Consider the following 18,991-nt stretch of genomic DNA (forward strand, 5'->3'; position numbering starts at 1 on the left):
CGCCTATCAGACGCCATCCAGCAACGCCTTGTCACGCACGGCGCCCTTGTCGGCGCTGGTGGCCAGCAAGGCATAGGCCTTCAGCGCGGTGCTGACCTTGCGCGGACGCGTCTGCGCGGGCTTCCACCCCTTCGCGTCCTGGGCGGCACGACGTGCGGCGAGTTCCTCATCGGACACGAGCAGACTGATCGAGCGCTGCGGGATGTCGATGCGGATCCGATCACCGTCATGCACCAGGCCGATGGCGCCGCCCGCCGCTGCTTCCGGCGAGGCGTGGCCGATCGACAGACCTGAGGTGCCGCCGGAGAAACGCCCATCGGTCAGCAACGCGCACTGCTTGCCGAGGCCTTTCGATTTCAGATAGCTCGTCGGGTACAGCATCTCCTGCATGCCCGGCCCACCCTTCGGACCTTCGTAGCGGATGACGACGATGTCCCCCGCCTTCACCTCGTCGCCGAGGATGCCGGCAACCGCCGCATCCTGGCTTTCGTACACGCGGGCGCTGCCTTCGAAGACGTGGATCGATTCGTCCACGCCGGCCGTCTTCACCACGCTGCCAGCGGCGGCGATGTTGCCGTACAGCACGGCGAGTCCGCCTTCCTGCGAAAACGCATGCTCGACGCTGCGGATGCAACCCTCGGCGCGGTCGGTGTCCAGCGACGGCCAGCGGGTAGCCTGGCTGAAAGCGACCTGGGTGGGAATGCCGGCCGGGCCGGCCTTGTAGAACGTGTGTACGGCTTCGTCGTCGACCGTGGCGACATCCCACTTGGCGATCGCCTCACCCAGTGATTTCGCATGCACGGTCGCGACCTCGGTATGCAGCAGTCCGCCGCGCGCCAGTTCGCCGAGGATCGCCATGATGCCGCCGGCACGGTGCACGTCTTCGATGTGGTACTTCTGCGTGTTCGGCGCCACCTTGCACAGCTGCGGCACACGCCGCGACAGGCGATCGATGTCGCGCATGTCGAACGGCACGTCGCCTTCCTGCGCGGCGGCGAGCAGGTGCAGGATGGTGTTGGTGGAACCGCCCATCGCGATGTCCAGCGTCATCGCGTTCTCGAATGCCTCGAACGTGGCGATGCCGCGCGGCAGTGCCGACGCGTCCTCGCCACCGTACCAGCGATGGCACAGCTCCACCGCCACCACGCCCGCGCGCTTGAACAGCCGCTCGCGGTCGGCATGCGTCGCGACGACGGTGCCGTTGCCCGGCAGCGCCAGGCCCAGGGCTTCGGTCAGGCAGTTCATCGAGTTGGCGGTGAACATGCCGCTGCACGAACCGCAGGTCGGGCAGGCGCTCCGCTCGACGGCGGCGACCTGTTCGTCGGAGGCGTTGGGATCGGCCGCCATCACCATGGCGTCGATCAGATCGAGCTTCTGTTCCGCCGCGTGGTCGGCCAGCCGGGTCTTGCCGGCTTCCATCGGACCACCCGACACGAACACCGTCGGAATGTTCAGCCGCATCGCGGCCATCAGCATGCCCGGGGTGATCTTGTCGCAGTTGGAGATGCACACCAGCGCGTCGGCGCAGTGCGCGTTGACCATGTACTCGACCGAGTCCGCGATGATCTCGCGTGACGGCAACGAGTACAGCATGCCGTCATGGCCCATCGCGATGCCGTCATCGACGGCGATGGTGTCGAATTCCTTCGCCACCCCGCCGACGCGCTCGATCTCGCGCGCGACCAGTTGGCCGAGGTCCTTGAGGTGCACATGGCCCGGGACGAACTGGGTGAACGAGTTGGCGATGGCGACGATGGGCTTGTGGAAGTCCTCGTCCTTCATGCCGGTGGCGCGCCAGAGCGCGCGGGCGCCGGCCATGTTGCGGCCGTGGGTGGAGGTCTTGGAACGATACTCGGGCATGAAAACCAGCGGTGCTGCGACGACGTGGGAAGCCTTGATTCTGCTGGCTTTCCACGGTTTCAGTTGCAACGATATCGAGTGAAATCATCCGATCGTCGAAAAGCCTGCCGAATTGCTTGACACACTTCCGAGCGGCATGTTTCCCTTGCCGCATGTTGCATCGCCACACGCCCACGAGGACCGACCTGACCGCACCCGCTGCGGCGCCCGTCCTCGTACTCGTCCTTATTACCTCGCCCACAACTGCGGGACGGACCGGCGTGTAAGCAACAAGCAACGCCAGATTCGCAAAACCCCGCACTGAGAAGTGCGGGGTTTTTTTGTTTAAGAGCCTTTACTTCCACCTCAACCCTCAGGAAATCCGCGACATGACCACCGCCAACGCTCTCCCGCATCCCACGATCGCCGTCATCGGTTACGGCAGCCAGGGCCGCGCGCATGCGCTGAACCTGCGCGACTCAGGTTTCGACGTCGTCGTCGGCCTGCGCCCGGGCGGCCCGACCGAGGTGAAGGCCAAGGCCGACGGTTTCGTGGTGAAGGCGCCGGCCGAGGCGGTGAAGGACGCCGAGCTGGTCGCCGTGCTGACGCCGGACATGGTGCAGAAGAAGCTCTACGCCGACGTGCTGGCGCCGAACATGAAGCAGGGTGCGGTGCTGCTGTTCGCGCACGGCCTCAACGTCCACTTCGGCATGATCGAACCGCGCGCCGACCTGGACGTGGTGCTGGTTGCGCCGAAGGGCCCGGGCGCGCTGGTTCGCCGTGAATACGAGATCGGCCGCGGCGTGCCCTGCATCTACGCCGTGCACCAGGACAAGAGCGGCAAGGCCGAGCAGTTCGCGCTGGCCTACGCCGGCGGCCTGGGCGGCGCGCGCGCCAACATCATCTCGACCACCTTCAAGGAAGAGACCGAGACCGACCTGTTCGGCGAGCAGGCCGTGCTGTGCGGCGGCGCCTCGTCGCTGGTGCAGGCCGGCTTCGAAACGCTGGTGGAAGCCGGTTACCAGCCGGAAATCGCCTACTACGAAGTGCTGCACGAGCTGAAGCTGATCGTCGACCTGTTCTACGAAGGCGGCATCACCCGCATGCTGGAGTTCATCTCCGAGACTGCGCAGTACGGCGACTTCGTCAGCGGCCCGCGCGTCATCGACGCCAGCGTCAAGGCGCGCATGAAGGACGTGCTGACCGACATCCAGAACGGCACCTTCACCCGCAACTGGCAGGCCGAGTACGACGCCGGCCTGCCGAACTACAAGAAGTTCCAGCAGGCCGACAAGGACCACCCGATCGAGAAGGTCGGCAAGGAACTGCGCGCGAAGATGGTGTGGCTGCAGGCCAATGCCGCGCAACCCGATACAGACGAGCAGGCCGCCGCATGAACGCCGCTGCGGCCACTGCCCCACGCAATGGCGCCCGCTGGCTGACCCGCGCCCTGGAAATCGAGGGCGTGGACACGCTGTTCGGTTATCCGGGCGGCACCATCATGCCGTTCTACGATGCGCTGGTGGATTCCAGCCTCAAGCACATCCTGGTGCGCCATGAGCAGGGCGCGGCACTGGCCGCGAACGGATATGCACGCGCCAGCGGCAAGGTGGGCGTATGCGTGGCCACCTCCGGTCCGGGTGCGTCGAACCTGGTGACCGGCATCGCCGACGCGATGCTGGATTCGGTGCCGATGGTCTGCCTGACCGGCCAGGTCGCCACCACGCTGATGGGCACCGATGCGTTCCAGGAACTGGACGTGTTCGGGCTGACCCTGCCGATCGTGAAGCACAGCTTCGTCGCCCGGCGCGTGGACGACCTGCCAGAGATGGTTCGCGAAGCCTTCCGCATCGCGCGCGAGGGCCGTCCCGGGCCGGTGCTGATCGATCTGCCGAAAGACGTGCAGATGTCCGACGCCTCGCACCTGCCCGACCACGTGCCCGCCAGTGTCGATCCGATCGCGGCGCCGGACAGCGCGAGGCTGGCCGACGCGCTGGCCGCCATCGCCGGCGCCGAGAAGCCGGTGATCTATGGTGGCGGTGGCATCGGCCTGGCCGATGCGGTGGATGCATTCCGCCAGTTCGTCGACGCCACGAAGATCCCCACCGTGCTGACGCTGCGCGGCCTCGGCGCGCTGCCCGCCCACCATCCGCACTACCTGGGCATGCTGGGCATGCACGGTACCCGCGCCGCCAACATGGCGGTGCAGGAATCCGACCTGCTGATCGTGGTGGGTGCGCGCTTCGACGATCGCGCCACCGGCAAGCTGGCCGAGTTCGCGCCGTTCGCGCGCGTGCTGCACATCGACGCCGACGCCTACGAGATCGGCAAGCTGCGCACCGCCGACATCGCGGTGCCCGGCGACGTGGCCACCAGCCTGAAGGCGCTGACGGCGGCACGCAGCACCTGCGACGAATGGCGCAAGCGCTGCGTGGGCAACCGCGAGCGTTTCGGCTTCCGCTACGACGCGCCCGGCACCGACATCTACGCGCCCGGCCTGCTGAAGCGACTGAGCGAAGTGGCGCCGGCGGACGCGATCATCGCGTGCGACGTGGGCCAGCACCAGATGTGGGTGGCTCAGCACTGCAAGTTCATCCATCCGCGCAACCACCTGACCAGCGGCGCCCTGGGCACGATGGGCTTCGGTCTGCCGGCGGCGATGGGCGCGCAGTTCGCGTGCCCCGACCGCACCGTCATCCTGGTCAATGGCGACGGCGGCTTCATGATGAACGTGCAGGAGCTGGCCACGATCGCCCGCTGCAAGCTGCCGGTGAAGATCGTGCTGATCGACAACAGCGCGCTGGGCATGGTGCGGCAGTGGCAGGAGCTGTTCTTCGCCGAGCGCTACAGCGAGATCGACCTGTCCGACAACCCGGACTTCGCTGCACTGGCGCGCGTGTTCGGCATTCCGGCCCGCCACATCGACGCACGCGACCAGATCGAGGACGCGCTGGCCGACCTGCTGGCAACGCCGGGTCCTGCCCTGCTGCACGTCACCATCGACATCAAGGCGAACGTCTGGCCGCTGGTGCCGCCGAACCATGCCAACAGCTCGATGCTGGACGCCAATCCCGTGAAACCAGTCACCGAGCCTGCCGCCGCGGCCGACGGTCCGGAGAAGAAGAATGCGTTACCGGCTTGAACTCAAGCTCAAACCTGCCGAGGGTGCCCTGCTGCGCGTGCTGGGCATGATCGAGCGGCGCGGTTTTCCGCCCCATGCGGTACACGCGACCCACGACAGCGAAGGCTATTGGGCACTGGCGATCGTGATCGACAGTACCCGTGCGCCGGAAACCCTGCGCCAGCAGTTGCTGAAGATCTACGATGTCGAGGAACTGTCCTTCAGTGCCGTGCAGGAACTGAGCCGGGACCGTCGCCAGCAGGACCACGCCGCATGAAGGCCGCACCCGCCAACGCGGGCGTCGTGGTCCGGAGGCGTCTTCTTCGATATCAGCCGTTCGCGTGCCGCGATGCCTGATGCCGGTCGCGCCCGCGCCAGCAACGAACCGGACGTAGGCGACGTCATCGTCACCGTGGCCGACGTGCTGGCGGCACAGGCGCGCCTGCGCCGGTACCTGCCGCCGACGCCGATGCACCATGCCGAGCGCTTCGGCGTGATGCTGAAACTGGAGAATCTGCAGCGCACCGGTTCGTACAAGGTGCGTGGCGCCTTGAACGCGCTGCTGGCCGCGCGCGAGCGCGGCGACCATCGCCCGGTGATCGCCGCGTCGGCCGGCAACCATGCGCAGGGCCTGGCCTGGGCGGCGTACCGGCTGGGCGTACAGGCCATCACGGTGATGCCGCACGGCGCGCCGGAAACCAAGATCGCCGGCGTCGCCCACTGGGGCGCCACCGTGCGCCAGCATGGCAACAGCTACGACGAAGCCTTTGCGTTCGCCAGGGAACTCGCCGAACAGAACGGCTACCGCTTCCTGTCCGCCTTCGACGACCCGGATGTCATCGCGGGCCAGGGTACCGTCGGCATCGAGATCGCGCCGCACGCGCCGGATGTGGTGATCGTGCCGATCGGCGGCGGCGGCCTGGCGTCGGGCGTCGCGCTGGCATTGAAGTCGCAGGGTGTACGCGTCGTCGGCGCGCAGGTCGAAGGCGTGGATTCGATGATCCGGGCGATGAAGGGCGATGTCTCGCCCGTCGATCCCGTGGCGTCCCTGGCCGACGGCGTCCGCGTGAAGGTGCCCGGCTTCATCACCCGCCGCCTGTGCACGCAGTTGCTGGACGATGTCGTCACCGTGCGCGAGGCCGAGCTGCGCGAAACGCTGGTGCGGCTGGCGCTGGAAGAGAACCTGATCGCCGAAGGGGCGGGCGCGCTGGCGCTGGCCGCCGGTCGCCGCGTGGCCGGCAAGCGCAAGTGCGCCGTCGTGTCAGGCGGTAACATTGACGCCACCGTGCTGGCGCAACTGCTGTCCGATGTGCGCCCGCGGCCACCGCGCAAGCCACGCCGGCGCACGTTGGAGGGCGAGCCCGCCCTTGCCACCGGCCGCGCCGCACCACGCGTGGCCACCCCGAAATCCCCCGCAAAGACCGGTGCGCGCCGTCACCCGGCCGCCACCCTGGCAACAGAAGTACACGAGGAAACCATCTGGTGAATACACCAACCCATTCCGCCCCCGCGCAGATCCGGATTTTCGACACCACGCTGCGCGACGGCGAACAATCCCCCGGCTGCAGCATGACGCCGCAGCAGAAGGTGGTGATGGCCCGCGGCCTGGCCGACCTGGGCGTGGACATCATCGAGACGGGCTTCCCGGCCAGTTCGCAGTCCGACCGCGAAGCGCATGCGTTGATCGCGCGCGACCTGCGCGAGACCACGCTGGCGGTCCTGTCGCGCTGCCTGCCCGGCGACATCGAGACCTCGCTGCGTACGCTGTCCGCCTCCGCCAGGCCGCGCCTGCACCTGTTCCTGTCCACCAGCCCGCTGCACCGCGAGCACAAGCTGCGCATGAGCCGCGAGCAGGTCCTGCAGTCCATCGACGCGCACGTGCGGCTGGCGCGCGGCCACGTCGATGAGATCGAGTTCTCGGCCGAGGACGCAACCCGCACGGAGGAAGACTTCCTGCACGAGGCCATCGCGACCGCCATCGCCGCCGGCGCCACCACCATCAACCTGCCGGACACCGTCGGCTTCACCACGCCGGAGGAAATCCGCGCCATGTTCGAACGCGCCATCGCCAAGGTGGCGGGTGCGGATCGCGTGGTCTTCAGCGCCCACTGCCACAACGACCTCGGCCTGGCCGTCGCCAATTCGCTGGCCGCCATCGAAGGCGGCGCGCGGCAGGTGGAGGGCTCGATCAACGGCATCGGCGAGCGCGCGGGCAATTGCGCCATCGAGGAACTGGTGATGGCGCTGAAGGTGCGCAACGCCTTCTACAACCTGGACACGCGCATCGACACGCAGCGCATCGTGCCGACGTCGCAGCTGCTGTCGCGGCTGGTCGGTATGCCGGTCCAGCGCAACAAGGCCATCGTCGGCGCCAATGCCTTCGCTCACGAGTCCGGCATCCACCAGCACGGCATGCTGCGCCACCGCGGCACCTACGAGATCATGCAGCCGCAGGACGTCGGCTGGCCGTCGTCGCAGATGGTGCTGGGCCGCCACAGCGGGCGCGCCGCCGTCGAACAGCGCCTGCGCGCGCTCGGCTACTGGCTGGAAGAGGACGAGCTGAAGCTGGTGTTCGAGCAGTTCAAGGCCCTGTGCGAGCGGCAGCGCGTGGTCGGCGACGCCGACCTGCAGGCGCTGATGCAGGACGCTGCCGTCAGTGACGGCTATCGCCTGGCCTCGATGACGATCAGCGACGTCGGCAGCCGCGCGAATGCACTGGTCGAACTGTCGGATCCGGACGGCAACCGCATCTCCGAGACCGCGCAGGGCAACGGACCGGTCGATGCGCTGTTCGGTGCCCTGTCGGCCGCCACCGGCGTGCAGCTGCAACTGGAGAGCTATCAGGTACACAGCGTCGGGATCGGCGCCGATGCGCGCGGCGAGGCCAGCCTGTCGGTGCGCTGCGACGGCGAGGAGTACGAAGGCACCGGCACCAGCAAGGACATCATCGAGGCCAGCGCGCTGGCCTGGCTGGACGTGGCCAACCGCCTGCTGCGCCAGCGCCGTACCGAACAACAGGAAGCGGCCGCCGCCTGACCTGCGTGCGCCACTCCCCTCTTCCACGTAGCTCCGGATTCCGCATGACCGCGCCACGCACCCTGTTCGACAAACTGTGGGACGCCCACGTCGTCGTCCCCGAGACCGACGCGGCACCCGCCGTGATGTACATCGACCTGCACCTGATCCACGAGGTCACCTCGCCACAGGCGTTCACCGAACTGAAGGCGCGTGGGCTGTCGCCGCGCCGCCCCGATCGCACCAAGGCGACGATGGATCACTCCACGCCGACCCTGCCCGCCGGCCCGGACGGCAAGCTGCCGTACTACACGCGGGCTGCGGAAACGCAGGTCGAGACGCTGGCGCGCAACTGCGCCGAATACGGCATCGAACTGTTCGACATGGCGTCGCCGAACCGCGGCATCGTCCACGTCATCGCGCCGGAACAGGGCTTCACCCTGCCCGGCATGACCATCGTCTGCGGGGACAGCCACACCAGCACGCACGGCGCCTTCGGTTCGCTGGCGTTCGGCATCGGCACCAGCGAGGTCGGCCATGTACTGGCGACGCAGTGCCTGCTGCAGCGCAAGCCGAAGACCATGGCGATCACGGTCGACGGCGCGCTGGCAGCCGGCGTCGGCGCCAAGGACATCGTGCTGCACGTCATCGGCGTGATCGGCGTGAACGGTGGCACCGGCCATGTCATCGAGTTCCGCGGCAGCGCCATCGAAGCGCTGGACATGGAACAGCGCATGACCCTGTGCAACATGTCGATCGAGGCCGGCGCACGCGCCGGCATGGTCGCGCCGGACCGGACCACCTTCGACTGGGTGGCGAAGACGCCGCGTGGACCGAAGGGCGATGCCTTCGACAGCGCGGTGGCCTATTGGACGACATTGCGCAGCGACGAGGGCGCGACCTTCGACGCCGACGTTCGCGTCGCCGCCGCCGACATCCGTCCGACGCTGACCTGGGGCACGCATCCCGGCACCGCGATCGCGGTGGACGCGCCGATTCCCGCGCCTGTCGACGCCGCCGACCAGAAGGGCCTGGACTACATGCACCTGAGCGCCGGCCACACACTGGAAGGCACGCCGGTCGATGTGGTGTTCGTCGGTTCGTGCACCAACGGTCGCCTGCGCGACATGCGTGAGGTTGCACAGGTATTGCGCGGCCGCAAGGTCGCCGCCGGCGTGCGCATGCTGGTCGTGCCGGGCTCGGAGATCGTCAAGCGCGAGGCCGAAGCCGAAGGGATCGACCGGATCGTGCGCGAAGCGGGTGCGGAATGGCGCGAATCCGGCTGTTCGATGTGCATCGCGATGAATGGCGATCTGGTCGCGCCGGGACAACTGGCCGTCAGCACCAGCAACCGCAATTTCGAAGGCCGCCAGGGACCGGGGGCACGCACGCTGCTCGCTTCGCCGCTCACGGCGGCATGGGCCGCGGTGAACGGACGCGTCAGCGATCCACGCGACCTGTTCGGCGCACACAAGGCGGTGGCGTGATGGCCGGCTTCAACGAAGTGCGCTCGCAGAGCGTGGTGCTGGCGCAGACCAACATCGATACCGACCAGATCATCCCCGCCCGCTTCCTGTCGACGACCGAACGCGCCGGACTGGGCAAGAACGCCTTCAACGACTGGCGCTGGCAGGCCGATGGCTCGCCGAACCCGACCTTCCCGTTCAACCAGCCGGAGAACGCGGATCGCAAGATCCTGCTCGCTGGCCGCAACTTCGGCTGCGGTTCCTCGCGCGAGCACGCGCCCTGGGCGCTGACCGACCTGGGCCTGCGCGCCATCGTCAGCAGCGAGATCGCCGACATCTTCCGCAACAACAGCCTGAAGAACGGGCTGGTACCGGTCGTGCTGCCGGAGGCAACCGTGCAGGCGCTGATGCAGCGGCCGGACGACGAACTGGTCGTCGACGTCGCCGCCAAGGTGCTGCGCACGCCCGACGGCGCAACCCACGCTTTCCCGCTGGACGCTTTCGCGCAGACCTGTCTGCTGCAGGGCGTCGACGAACTGGGCTACCTGCTGGCCCGCCACACCGACATCGAACGCTACGAGGCCACCCGCCATGCACGCTGACATCGCCCTCCTGCCCGGGGACGGCATCGGTCCCGAGGTCACCGCCGCCGCCGTCACCGTGCTGCGCGCCTTGGCGCGGCGCCACGGCCACACCTTCGACTTCCACGAATACGACATCGGCGGCATAGCCATCGACAAGCACGGCGAGCCGTTGCCGCAGGCCACGCTGCACGGCTGCCAGCAGGCCAATGCCGTCCTGCTTGGCGCCGTGGGCGGCCCCAAGTGGTCGGACCCGAACGCGAAGGTGCGCCCGGAACAGGGCCTGCTGGCGCTGCGCAAGGGCTTGGGCCTGTTCGCCAACCTGCGCCCGGTGCGTCCGCATCCGGCTGCGCTCAATGCCTCACCAATCAAACCGCACCTGCTGACCGGCGTCGACATCGTGGTGGTCCGCGAACTGACCGGCGGCATCTACTTCGGCGAGAAGACGCGCGATGCACGCGGTGCCAGCGACCTGTGCAGCTACAGCGTCACCGAGATCGAGCGCGTGGTGCGCAGCGCGTTCAAGCTGGCACGCCAGCGCCGCAGCCAGCTGGTGTCGGTGGACAAGGCCAACGTGCTGGAAACCTCGCGCCTGTGGCGCGATGTCGCCACGCGCATCGGCCGTGAGGAATTCCCCGATGTCGCGCTGGAGCACCAGCTGGTCGACTCGATGGCGATGCACCTGCTAGCCAAGCCACGCGAGTACGACGTGATCGTCACCGAGAACATGTTCGGCGACATCCTGACCGATGAGGCCTCGATGCTCGCCGGCTCGCTGGGCCTGCTGCCGTCGGCGTCGCTGGGCGACGGCAAGGTTGGCCTGTACGAACCGATCCATGGCTCGGCGCCCGACATCGCCGGCAAGGGCGTCGCCAATCCCTACGCGACGATCCTCAGCTGCGCACTGCTGCTGCGCCATTCGCTGGGCCTGCATGAAGAGGCCGACTGCATTGAGCGCGCCGTCGACGGCGCGCTCAATGCGCAAGTGTTCACCAACGACCTGGCGACCGCCGGACGCGGTGTATCCACGCAGGTGGCGACGCAGGCCGTGCTCGAGCAGATGCAGGCGCGCTGCTACGTGGCGGAGCTGCGCGACTGAGGCGCGTGCGACCCGATCGCAGCATCGCCTGTGTTGTTGGAGAAGCAGGGGATGCACGCACAGGACCGGCACGATGCCGAGGACGCAGATCGAGAAATGCCGCGTCATCCATTCGGCCAAGACGTTCCGCCGTTGCATCGGCCCGTTGACGGGCGGCGCGCGCATCGGCCCGCGGGGGTTGCATGCCGATGGCGCTGTCTTGCCGCAGGACGGATCGAACGGCACGCAACCGCAGCTGCATTACCACCTGGATGATTTCCAGAACGCGATCGACCTGCTGCGCAACGTGACGCCGGTGTACCTGCTGTACAACCGCAGTAGAGGTGGCTTCGGGAACGCGCTGGTGACCGATACCGAAACGGTTGGCGAAGACGAGACGAGCGTCCCGCGCTTCGCGGGACGCTGACGCAGCCAACCGGCGGCTTATCCCGATACCAGGCGATTGCGCCCTTGCTGCTTGGCGCGATAAAGACGCTCGTCGGCGATCCGCAGCAGGTCGCGCAGGTCCTGCCCGGCGCCGAGTTCGGCCACGCCGATACTGACCGTACAACGCAGGCTGCCGCCATCCGGCGTGTCGATGTCGGCTTCGGCGATGCCTTCGCGCAGGATCTCCAGGCGCGCACGCGCGATGGACCATGGCAATTGCTGGCAGACCAGGAACTCTTCGCCACCGTAACGTGCGATCAGCACGTCTTCGTGGCCACCTGCCAGTTGTTCCGCCAGCGCAGCCACCTGCGACAGCACGTCGTCGCCGAACGCGTGGCCATACCGGTCATTGACCGCCTTGAAATGATCGATATCCAGCAGGGCGACGCATAGCGGACGCCCTTCGCGACGACTGACCTCCAGGGCTTCGGCAAGGAATGCGTCGCCGGCACGCCGGTTGGCGAGTCGTGTCAACGGATCGTGGCGCGCCTGGTAGGCCAGTTGTTCGAGCAGGCGTGCATGCGCTTCGCCCGCCTGTTCGAGCTGCGCGTTCTTGTCGCTCAGTTCCGAAGTCCGCGCCTCCACCAGCGCCTCCAGCCGGCGCTGGCGATGCCGGTGGCGACGCATCGCCAGCAACAGCACGGCCCAGCCCACCAGGCCCAGCAACACGACGTAGATCGCCACGGCCCAGGCCCGCAGCCACCACGGCGCGGCCTTGTCCAGGTCCATCGTGCGCGTCACGACGCCGTCCTGCTTGCTCCAGTCGGCCGGCGCATTCATCACCTGGACTTCGAAGCGGAGCTTCCCGGCAGGCAGGTTGGTATAGACCGCGTCGTGGGCGATGCCGTTGTCCGTCTCGATCCAGTCGCGGTCGAAGCCGACCATCCGGTAGCGATAGCGCAGGCGTTCCGGCGCACGCTGGTTCAGGCCGGTGAAACGGATGACCACGCGCCGCGTGTCTGCCGCCAGCGCATAGCGCGCTTGCAGGGGCAGCACGCGGCCATCGACCTCGACCGCTTCCATCACCAGCGTCACGCCCTGCGCGCGCTGGCGCCGCGCATCGTCGGGATCGATCACGCCAATCCCGTTCGCCGTCGCAAACCACAGCTTGCCATCGCGCATCGGCCAGCCTGCGGGCGCAGACGCGCCATTGGCCTGGCTGCTGGGCAAGCCGTCGGCGTGGGTGAACGCCTCCACCGGCAGGCGCGCCAGATGACGGTTTTCCACCGCCGTCAGCGCCGCTCGCGACATGCGGAACACGCCGCGGTTGCTGGAGGCCCAGAAATCGCCGTTGTCGTCTTCCAGCAACCGGAACAGGCGGTTGTTCGGCAGGCCCTGGCGATGGTCGAACTGCATGAAGACGCCGTTGCGCCAGTGCAGCAGGCCGCGGTCGGACGCGATCCACAGGCTGCCGTCCGGGTCGGCGAGGAAGTCGAACGCCGCCACGGCAGGGAAATCGGACATCGGCATCCACGCCTGCACGGTGCCATCGCGACGCATCATCGCCATGCCGTTGCTGGTGCCGATCCACAACACGCCCTGTGCGGTTTCGTAGAGGATGTACACGTTGCCGGCCGGCAACCCGTCGTCCGCGTCGTAATGGCGTGCGATGCGGCCATCGCGATACACGGTGACGCCTTCATTGCTGCCGATCCACAGCGAGCCGTCCGCACGCTCCAGCAGCGCGCGCACATGGCTGGACGGGAGGCCATCCGTCTCGTCGATGCGCCACGGCGACCCCTGCACACCGTCGACGGCGGCAGGCAGGTGGATCACGCCCTGGTCGTAGGTACCGATCCAAAGCCCGCCGTCGCGCGCATTGGCCATCGACAGGACGGAAGGATCCGTCTTGCCATCGAACGCCAGGGGCACGGCGCGACTCTGGCCTGCCTGCCATACGTCCACGCCCATCGGATGGCCGATCCATACGCCCTGTCCGGGCCGTTCGATGATCGCGCGCACATAGATGTCGCGCAGGCCGCTGCTGCGCGCCAGCCCGAACACCGGTCCGTCGGAGATGCGATACAGGCCGTTGGTGGTTCCCACCCACAGCAGGCCGTCGCGATCCTCGAACAGCGCCGGCGCCAGCCGCCCCATCAGGCCATTACGTTCGCCCAGCGTTTCATGGCCCCCTTGCGCGTAGCGCCGCAGGCCATCGAGCGTGGAGATCCACAGGTTGCCATTGCGATCTTCCAGCATGGCTTCTGCGCGCTCGCCGGTGATCTGCTGGGCACGCGCGTTTTCGATCCGCCATACGCCTGCACTTCCGCCGACGAGGATGCCGCCCCAGCGCGAGGACTGGATGGCGAGCACCGAGGTATGCGGCAGTGCTGTCCGGTCGCCCCAGTCCGTCGCGCGGTCGCGCTCGACGCGAAACAGCCCGTGCCGGTTGCCGACCAGCGCCTGCCCGTCGGGCAGCGGCAGGATCGCCAGCACGCGTTCGTTCGCCAGCCGCGGATGGGTGCTGCCGATCTCCTGCAGGTCGCCCGCAGCGCCCATCCGGAACAGGGAGTGGTCGGTGCCGATCCACAGCACCCCATCGGGGCCGAACCGCAGTACCGACACGTCCGCCAGCGTGCCGGCCGGTCCCGCCAGCCGCTGCCAGCGCCCCTCGTGGAAGCGCAGCACACCTGGTCCGACCCGGCCCAGGCTGAGCACCATGCCGCCCTGCGGATGCGGCGTGACCGCGCGTACCCCTTCGATCTCCAGGCCCGGCACGGCACCGGCGCCGTAGGACGTGAAGCGACGCCCGTCGAAACGCGATGCGCCTTCCCAGGTGCCGGTCCAGACGTAGCCGTCGCGGTCCTGGCTGATGGTGTGCACCAGGTTGTGCGGCAAGCCGTCTTCCATGGTCCAGCGCGCGATCGTGTATTCGTCCACCTTGCGCGCAGGGTCGAGCGCCCACGCGGGGGCGCCGATGAGCAGGACCAGCAGGCACAGGCCGGTGGTGAACAGGCGGGACAGGCAGCGCACGGCGGGCACGGGGTCCGGAGGGCTTCGACCGCCCCAGTATCGGCTGCGGCGGGGGGCTTCCTGAAGCCCCCTGCGTGGCCGCTATGACGCCGTGCCGCGCTCTTCGGGCCGAACCTTGAACCAGGTCGCATACAGCGCTGGCAGGAAGAACAGCGTCAGCACGGTGGCCACGGTCAGGCCGCCCATGATCGCCACCGCCATCGGCCCGAAGAACGCGCTGCGCGAGAGCGGGATCATCGCCAGCACCGCCGCCAGTGCCGTCAGCACGATGGGGCGGAAGCGACGCACGGTCGCATCGATGATCGCGTGCCAGCGGTCGTGACCCGCGCGGATGTCCTGGTCGATCTGGTCCACCAGGATCACCGAGTTGCGCATGATCATGCCCGCCAGCGCGATGGTGCCGAGCATGGCGACGAAACCGAACGGCACCCGGAACACCAGCAGCGCCAGCGTCACGCCGATCAGGCCCAGCGGCGCGGTCAGCAACACCAGCGCCATCCGCGAGAAGCTGCGCAGCTGCAGCATCAGCAGCGTGGTCACCGCAAGCAGGAACAGCGGCATGCCGGCGGCGATGGACTTCTGCCCGCGCCCCGAATCCTCGACGGTGCCGCCGGTTTCCAGCAGGTACCCCTGCGGCAGCGTGGAGCGGATCCCGTCCAGCGTCGGCGAAATCTGCGCCACCACCGTCGGCGCGGTCACCACGTCGCTGTTGAGGTCGGCGCGCACGGTCACCGTCGGCAGGCGGTCTCGGTGCCAGATGATGCCGTCCTCGAAGGCGTACTCCAGATTGGCGATCTGCGACAGCGGCACGCTGCCGCCATTGCTGGTCGGCACCGCCAGGCTGCCCAGCAGGTCGAGCCGCGTGCGCTCATCTTCCGGCCCGCGCAGCAGGATCTCGACCAACTCGTTGCCCTCGCGGTACGTGCTGACGCTCAGCCCCGACAGCGAGCCTGAGAGGAACTGCGACACCTGCGCCGTGCTGACGCCCAGGGCGCGGGCGCGGTCCTGGTCGATCTGCAACCGCACGATCTTGCTCGGCTCGCTCCAGTCCAGGTTGACATTGGTGACGTGCGGGTTGGCGCGCACCTTGTCGGCCATCCGCCGTGCGATCGCCTGCACGCGGTCGACGTGCTCGCCGGATACGCGGAACTGCACCGGATAACCGACCGGCGGGCCGTTCTCCAGGCGCGTCACCCGGAACTGCAGGTCGGGGAACTGCGGTGCCACCTCGTCGATCAGCCAATGGCGCGTGGCTTCGCGCGAGGCTATGTCGTCGGTCAACACCACGAACTGCGAGAAGTTCGCCTGTGGCAGTTGCTGGTCCAGCGGCAGGTAGAAGCGCGGCGACCCCGTGCCGATGTAGGCCACGTAATTCTGGATGCCATCGCGCGCGGCCAGCAGCTTCTCCAGCTTGCGCGCCTGCGCGTCGGTGGATTTCAGCGAGCTGCCTTCCGCCAGTTCCAGGTCCACCATCAATTCCGGCCGCACGGAATCCGGGAAGAACTGCTGCGGTACGAAGCGGAACAGCGCAATCGACGCCACGAAGGCCGCCGCGGTCACGCCGATCACCAGCCAGCGGTGGCGCAGGCAGAACGCCAGCCAGCCACGGAAGCGCTGGTAGAACGGCGTGTGGTACGGATTGTGGTCGTGCGCATCATGGGATTTCGGCGCCAGCATGCCGGCGTACTGCGGCCAGCGATCGGCGAGTCCTGCACGGAACCCATGCCAGCGCGCCGCCAGCGATCCCGGCTTCGGTGGTTGCGGATTGCCCAGGTCGGGCAGCATCTTGTCGCCGAGGTAGGGAATGAACAACACCGCCGCGATCCACGACACCACCAGCGCGATCGTCACCACCTGGAACAGCGAGCGGGTGTACTCGCCGGTGCTGGACGCCGCGGTCGCGATGGGCAGGAAGCCTGCCGCCGTCACCAGCGTGCCGGTGAGCATCGGGAACGCGGTGGACTCATAGGCGAAGCTGGCCGCCTTCAAGCGGTCGAAACCCTGCTCCATCTTGATGGCCATCATCTCGACCGCGATGATCGCGTCGTCGACCAGCAGGCCCAGCGCCAGCACCAGTGCGCCCAGCGATATCTTGTGCAGGCCGATGCCGAAGTAGTGCATCACCGCGAACGTCATCGCCAGCACCAGCGGGATCGACACCGCCACCACCAGGCCCGTGCGCAGGCCCAGCGAAAAGAAACTCACCAGCAGCACGATGACGACGGCCTCGGCCAGCACGCGGACGAATTCGCCGACCGAATCCTCCACGGCAGCCGGTTGGTCGGAGACCTTGCGCAGTTCCATGCCCAGCGGCAGCGTCTTCTGCAGGCGCTGGAACTCGCCTTCCAGTGTCGCGCCGAGCTTGAGGATGTCGCCACCGTCCTTCATCGCCACCGCGATGCCGATGCCCGGCTGACCCATGAAGCGCATGCGCGGCGCGGCCGGATCGGCGAAGCCGCGCGTGATCTCCGCGATGTCGCCCAGCTTGACCGTGCGGCCCCCAGCGCGGATCGGGAATTCGCGGATCTCGTCGACCGAGGTGAACTCGCCGCTGACGCGCAGTTGCACGCGATCGCTTTGCGTCTCGAAGAAGCCGGCCGGCGTGACCGCATTCTGCTCTTCCAGCGCCTGCTGCACGGCGTTGAGCGGAATGCCCAGCGTGGCCAGCTTGGTGTTGGACAGCTCGATCCAGATCTTCTCGGCCTGCAGGCCGACCAGTTCGACCTTGCCGACGTCGTCCACCCGCTGCAGTTCCAGCTGGATGCGGTCGGCATAGTCCTTCATCACCGCGTAGTCGAACCCTTCGCCGGTCAGCGCGTAGATGTTGCCGAAGGTGTCGCCGAACTCGTCATTGAAGAACGGGCCGATGACGCCGCTGGGCAGGGTGGCGCGAATATCGCCGACCTTCTTGCGCACCTGGTACCAGAGGCCCGGCACGTCCTTCGACTTCATCGAATCGCGCGCCATGAAGATCACCTGCGACTCGCCCGGGCGCGAGTACGAGCGGATGAACTCGTAGTTGCCGGTGGTCATCAGCGCCTTCTCGACGCGCTCGGTCACCTGCAGCGACACTTCTTCGGCGGTCGCACCCGGCCATACCGTGCGCACCACCATCGCCTTGAAGGTGAAGGGCGGGTCCTCGGACTGGCCGAGGTGCTTGTACGACCATGCACCGATGATGCCCAGCAGGATCATCATGAACAGCACGAGGCTGCGGTTGGTCAGCGCCCACTCGGAAAGGTTGAAGCGGCGCATGCGGTCACTCCGAGCGCGAGGCGACGTTGGCGGTACCGCCGGCGACGGTCGGCTTCAGCGGCCGGTTGTTGCGGTCCACGGGTGCGACCACCTGGCCTTCGCGCAGCAGGTGGCCACCGGCCGCCACCACCCAGTCGCCGGCCTTCACGCCACCCTGCACGGGCACGGAGGCTTCGCCATAGGGGCCGAGCTGCACGGCCTGCGCACGCACCTTGCCGCTCGCGGGATCGACGACCCACACCGTCGTCCTGCCGTCGTCGCCGCGCTGGATGGCCGACAGCGGCAGCTTCAGCGATGCCTTGCTGCTGTTCTCCTGCACGTAGACGCGGGCACTCTGGCCCAGTTCGACCTGCCGCTGCGCCTCGCCCACCAGGGTGACGCGCGCAGCGTAGGTCCGCGTCTGCGCGTCCGCCGCCGGTGCGATCTCGCGGATGGCGCCGGGCAGTCGCTGGCCGGGCGCATTCCACAACTCGATGACGGCCGGCTGGCCGACGCTGAACTCGCGGATGCGGTTCTCCGGCAGACCGATCGCCACTTCACGGCCATCGTCACCAGCCAGCGTGAAGACAGCCTGGCCGGCGGCCACCACCTGTCCTGCCTCAGCCAGGCGGCTGGCGATGACGCCATCGCGCGGTGCGCGCAGCTGCGAATAGCCTTGCTGGTTGCGCAGCACGTCCATCTGCGCCCGCGCGGCGCGCGCCTGGCCTTCCGCCGCGCGGTAGGCCGCGACCTGCGCGTCGTAGGCGGACTGGCTGATCAGCTTGTCGCCGACCAGCGTCGCATAGCGGTCACGGTCACCACGTGCACGGACGAGGTCGGCTTCGGCCGCAGCCAGCTGGGCCTGTGCCGCCTGCGCCTGCAAGGCGAAATCGCCCGCATCGAGCACCGCCAGCACTTCTCCCTTCCGCACGCGCGCGCCGGCGTTCACGTTGCGGCGGACCAGGTTGCCGCCGACACGGAACGACAACGGGCTTTCTTCGCGCGCGCGCACTTCGCCGGCATACGCGGAGAGTGCGGCCCCTGCGCCGCCTCCCGGTTGCACCACGAGCGCGGGGTGCGGGATTTCCACTGACTGTTCCGCACTGCAGCCGGCCAGGCCGACCAGCACGATTCCGAACACTCCGTTCCAGCGCGTCTGGCGCATGACCGCTCCGTTGCGATTTCAATTAGTAGACTTGGCGGTATAGTATAAATATCGAACCGGGTAGTCTAGTAT

General features: G+C 67.9%; 13 protein-coding genes. 9 read left to right on the forward strand and 4 right to left on the reverse strand.

Features of this window, described 5'->3' with window-relative positions; genetic code table 11:
• Positions 1-6 precede the first annotated feature (6 nt).
• Positions 7-1,860, reverse strand: coding sequence for a dihydroxy-acid dehydratase (ilvD, locus tag AX730_RS06985; protein ID WP_062353960.1), 1,854 nt, complete (start codon positions 1,858-1,860; stop codon positions 7-9).
• A gap of 368 nt (positions 1,861-2,228) precedes the next feature.
• On the opposite strand from ilvD, the gene ilvC reads away from it, so the two are divergent.
• The 9 genes from ilvC (at position 2,229) to AX730_RS07030 (ending at position 11,527) form a co-directional block, all read left to right on the forward strand.
• Positions 2,229-3,236 (forward strand): ketol-acid reductoisomerase, encoded by a 1,008-nt coding sequence (gene ilvC / locus AX730_RS06990; RefSeq protein WP_062353963.1) that lies wholly within the window; start codon positions 2,229-2,231, stop codon positions 3,234-3,236.
• Positions 3,233-4,981: an acetolactate synthase 2 catalytic subunit gene (gene ilvG, locus AX730_RS06995; RefSeq protein ID WP_062353965.1), complete on the forward strand. Its 1,749-nt coding sequence runs from the start codon at positions 3,233-3,235 to the stop codon at positions 4,979-4,981. The genes ilvC and ilvG overlap by 4 nt, the downstream gene beginning before the upstream one ends.
• Positions 4,965-5,237 (forward strand): ACT domain-containing protein, encoded by a 273-nt coding sequence (locus AX730_RS07000; protein WP_062353968.1) that lies wholly within the window; start codon positions 4,965-4,967, stop codon positions 5,235-5,237. The genes ilvG and AX730_RS07000 overlap by 17 nt, the downstream gene beginning before the upstream one ends.
• A gap of 72 nt (positions 5,238-5,309) precedes the next feature.
• A complete protein-coding gene (locus tag AX730_RS07005; RefSeq protein ID WP_062353971.1) occupies positions 5,310-6,446 on the forward strand; it encodes a threonine dehydratase in 1,137 nt (378 codons plus the stop codon).
• A complete protein-coding gene (locus AX730_RS07010) occupies positions 6,443-7,996 on the forward strand; it encodes a 2-isopropylmalate synthase (protein WP_062353972.1) in 1,554 nt (517 codons plus the stop codon). Before AX730_RS07005 ends, AX730_RS07010 begins: the two co-directional genes overlap by 4 nt.
• A gap of 44 nt (positions 7,997-8,040) precedes the next feature.
• Positions 8,041-9,462, forward strand: a complete 1,422-nt coding sequence (gene leuC, locus AX730_RS07015) for a 3-isopropylmalate dehydratase large subunit (RefSeq protein ID WP_062353975.1) — start codon at positions 8,041-8,043, stop codon at positions 9,460-9,462.
• Positions 9,462-10,043: a 3-isopropylmalate dehydratase small subunit gene (leuD, locus tag AX730_RS07020; RefSeq protein WP_062354005.1), complete on the forward strand. Its 582-nt coding sequence runs from the start codon at positions 9,462-9,464 to the stop codon at positions 10,041-10,043. Before leuC ends, leuD begins: the two co-directional genes overlap by 1 nt.
• Positions 10,033-11,121, forward strand: coding sequence for a 3-isopropylmalate dehydrogenase (gene leuB / locus AX730_RS07025; protein WP_062353978.1), 1,089 nt, complete (start codon positions 10,033-10,035; stop codon positions 11,119-11,121). Before leuD ends, leuB begins: the two co-directional genes overlap by 11 nt.
• A gap of 73 nt (positions 11,122-11,194) precedes the next feature.
• Positions 11,195-11,527, forward strand: coding sequence for a hypothetical protein (locus AX730_RS07030; RefSeq protein WP_062353981.1), 333 nt, complete (start codon positions 11,195-11,197; stop codon positions 11,525-11,527).
• Between the two features lie 17 nt (positions 11,528-11,544).
• Here the strand turns inward: AX730_RS07030 and AX730_RS07035 are convergent, their stop codons facing one another.
• From AX730_RS07035 to AX730_RS07045, 3 genes are all read right to left on the reverse strand, one after another.
• Complete coding sequence (locus tag AX730_RS07035; protein WP_157074142.1) at positions 11,545-14,520, reverse strand: ligand-binding sensor domain-containing diguanylate cyclase; 2,976 nt, start codon at positions 14,518-14,520, stop codon at positions 11,545-11,547.
• Positions 14,521-14,601: 81 nt separating this feature from the next.
• Entirely contained in the window at positions 14,602-17,775 is a 3,174-nt protein-coding gene (locus AX730_RS07040; protein ID WP_062353987.1) for an efflux RND transporter permease subunit, read from the reverse strand.
• A 4-nt stretch (positions 17,776-17,779) separates the two neighbouring features.
• A complete protein-coding gene (locus tag AX730_RS07045; protein ID WP_062353990.1) occupies positions 17,780-18,919 on the reverse strand; it encodes an efflux RND transporter periplasmic adaptor subunit in 1,140 nt (379 codons plus the stop codon).
• Positions 18,920-18,991: the final 72 nt, after the last annotated feature.

Source organism: Pseudoxanthomonas mexicana, assembly GCF_001556105.1.
GTDB lineage: Bacteria > Pseudomonadota > Gammaproteobacteria > Xanthomonadales > Xanthomonadaceae > Pseudoxanthomonas_A > Pseudoxanthomonas_A mexicana_A.

What these genes read in the sequence shown, in the direction of transcription:
- ilvD (WP_062353960.1), bottom strand. Translation starts at nt 1,860, where the DNA reads ATGCCCGAGTATCGTTCCAAGACCTCCACCCACGGCCGCAACATGGCC.
- ilvC (WP_062353963.1), top strand. Translation starts at nt 2,229, where the DNA reads ATGACCACCGCCAACGCTCTCCCGCATCCCACGATCGCCGTCATCGGT.
- ilvG (WP_062353965.1), top strand. Translation starts at nt 3,233, where the DNA reads ATGAACGCCGCTGCGGCCACTGCCCCACGCAATGGCGCCCGCTGGCTG.
- AX730_RS07000 (WP_062353968.1), top strand. Translation starts at nt 4,965, where the DNA reads ATGCGTTACCGGCTTGAACTCAAGCTCAAACCTGCCGAGGGTGCCCTG.
- AX730_RS07005 (WP_062353971.1), top strand. Translation starts at nt 5,310, where the DNA reads ATGCCTGATGCCGGTCGCGCCCGCGCCAGCAACGAACCGGACGTAGGC.
- leuC (WP_062353975.1), top strand. Translation starts at nt 8,041, where the DNA reads ATGACCGCGCCACGCACCCTGTTCGACAAACTGTGGGACGCCCACGTC.
- leuD (WP_062354005.1), top strand. Translation starts at nt 9,462, where the DNA reads ATGGCCGGCTTCAACGAAGTGCGCTCGCAGAGCGTGGTGCTGGCGCAG.
- leuB (WP_062353978.1), top strand. Translation starts at nt 10,033, where the DNA reads ATGCACGCTGACATCGCCCTCCTGCCCGGGGACGGCATCGGTCCCGAG.
- AX730_RS07030 (WP_062353981.1), top strand. Translation starts at nt 11,195, where the DNA reads ATGCCGAGGACGCAGATCGAGAAATGCCGCGTCATCCATTCGGCCAAG.
- AX730_RS07040 (WP_062353987.1), bottom strand. Translation starts at nt 17,775, where the DNA reads ATGCGCCGCTTCAACCTTTCCGAGTGGGCGCTGACCAACCGCAGCCTC.
- AX730_RS07045 (WP_062353990.1), bottom strand. Translation starts at nt 18,919, where the DNA reads ATGCGCCAGACGCGCTGGAACGGAGTGTTCGGAATCGTGCTGGTCGGC.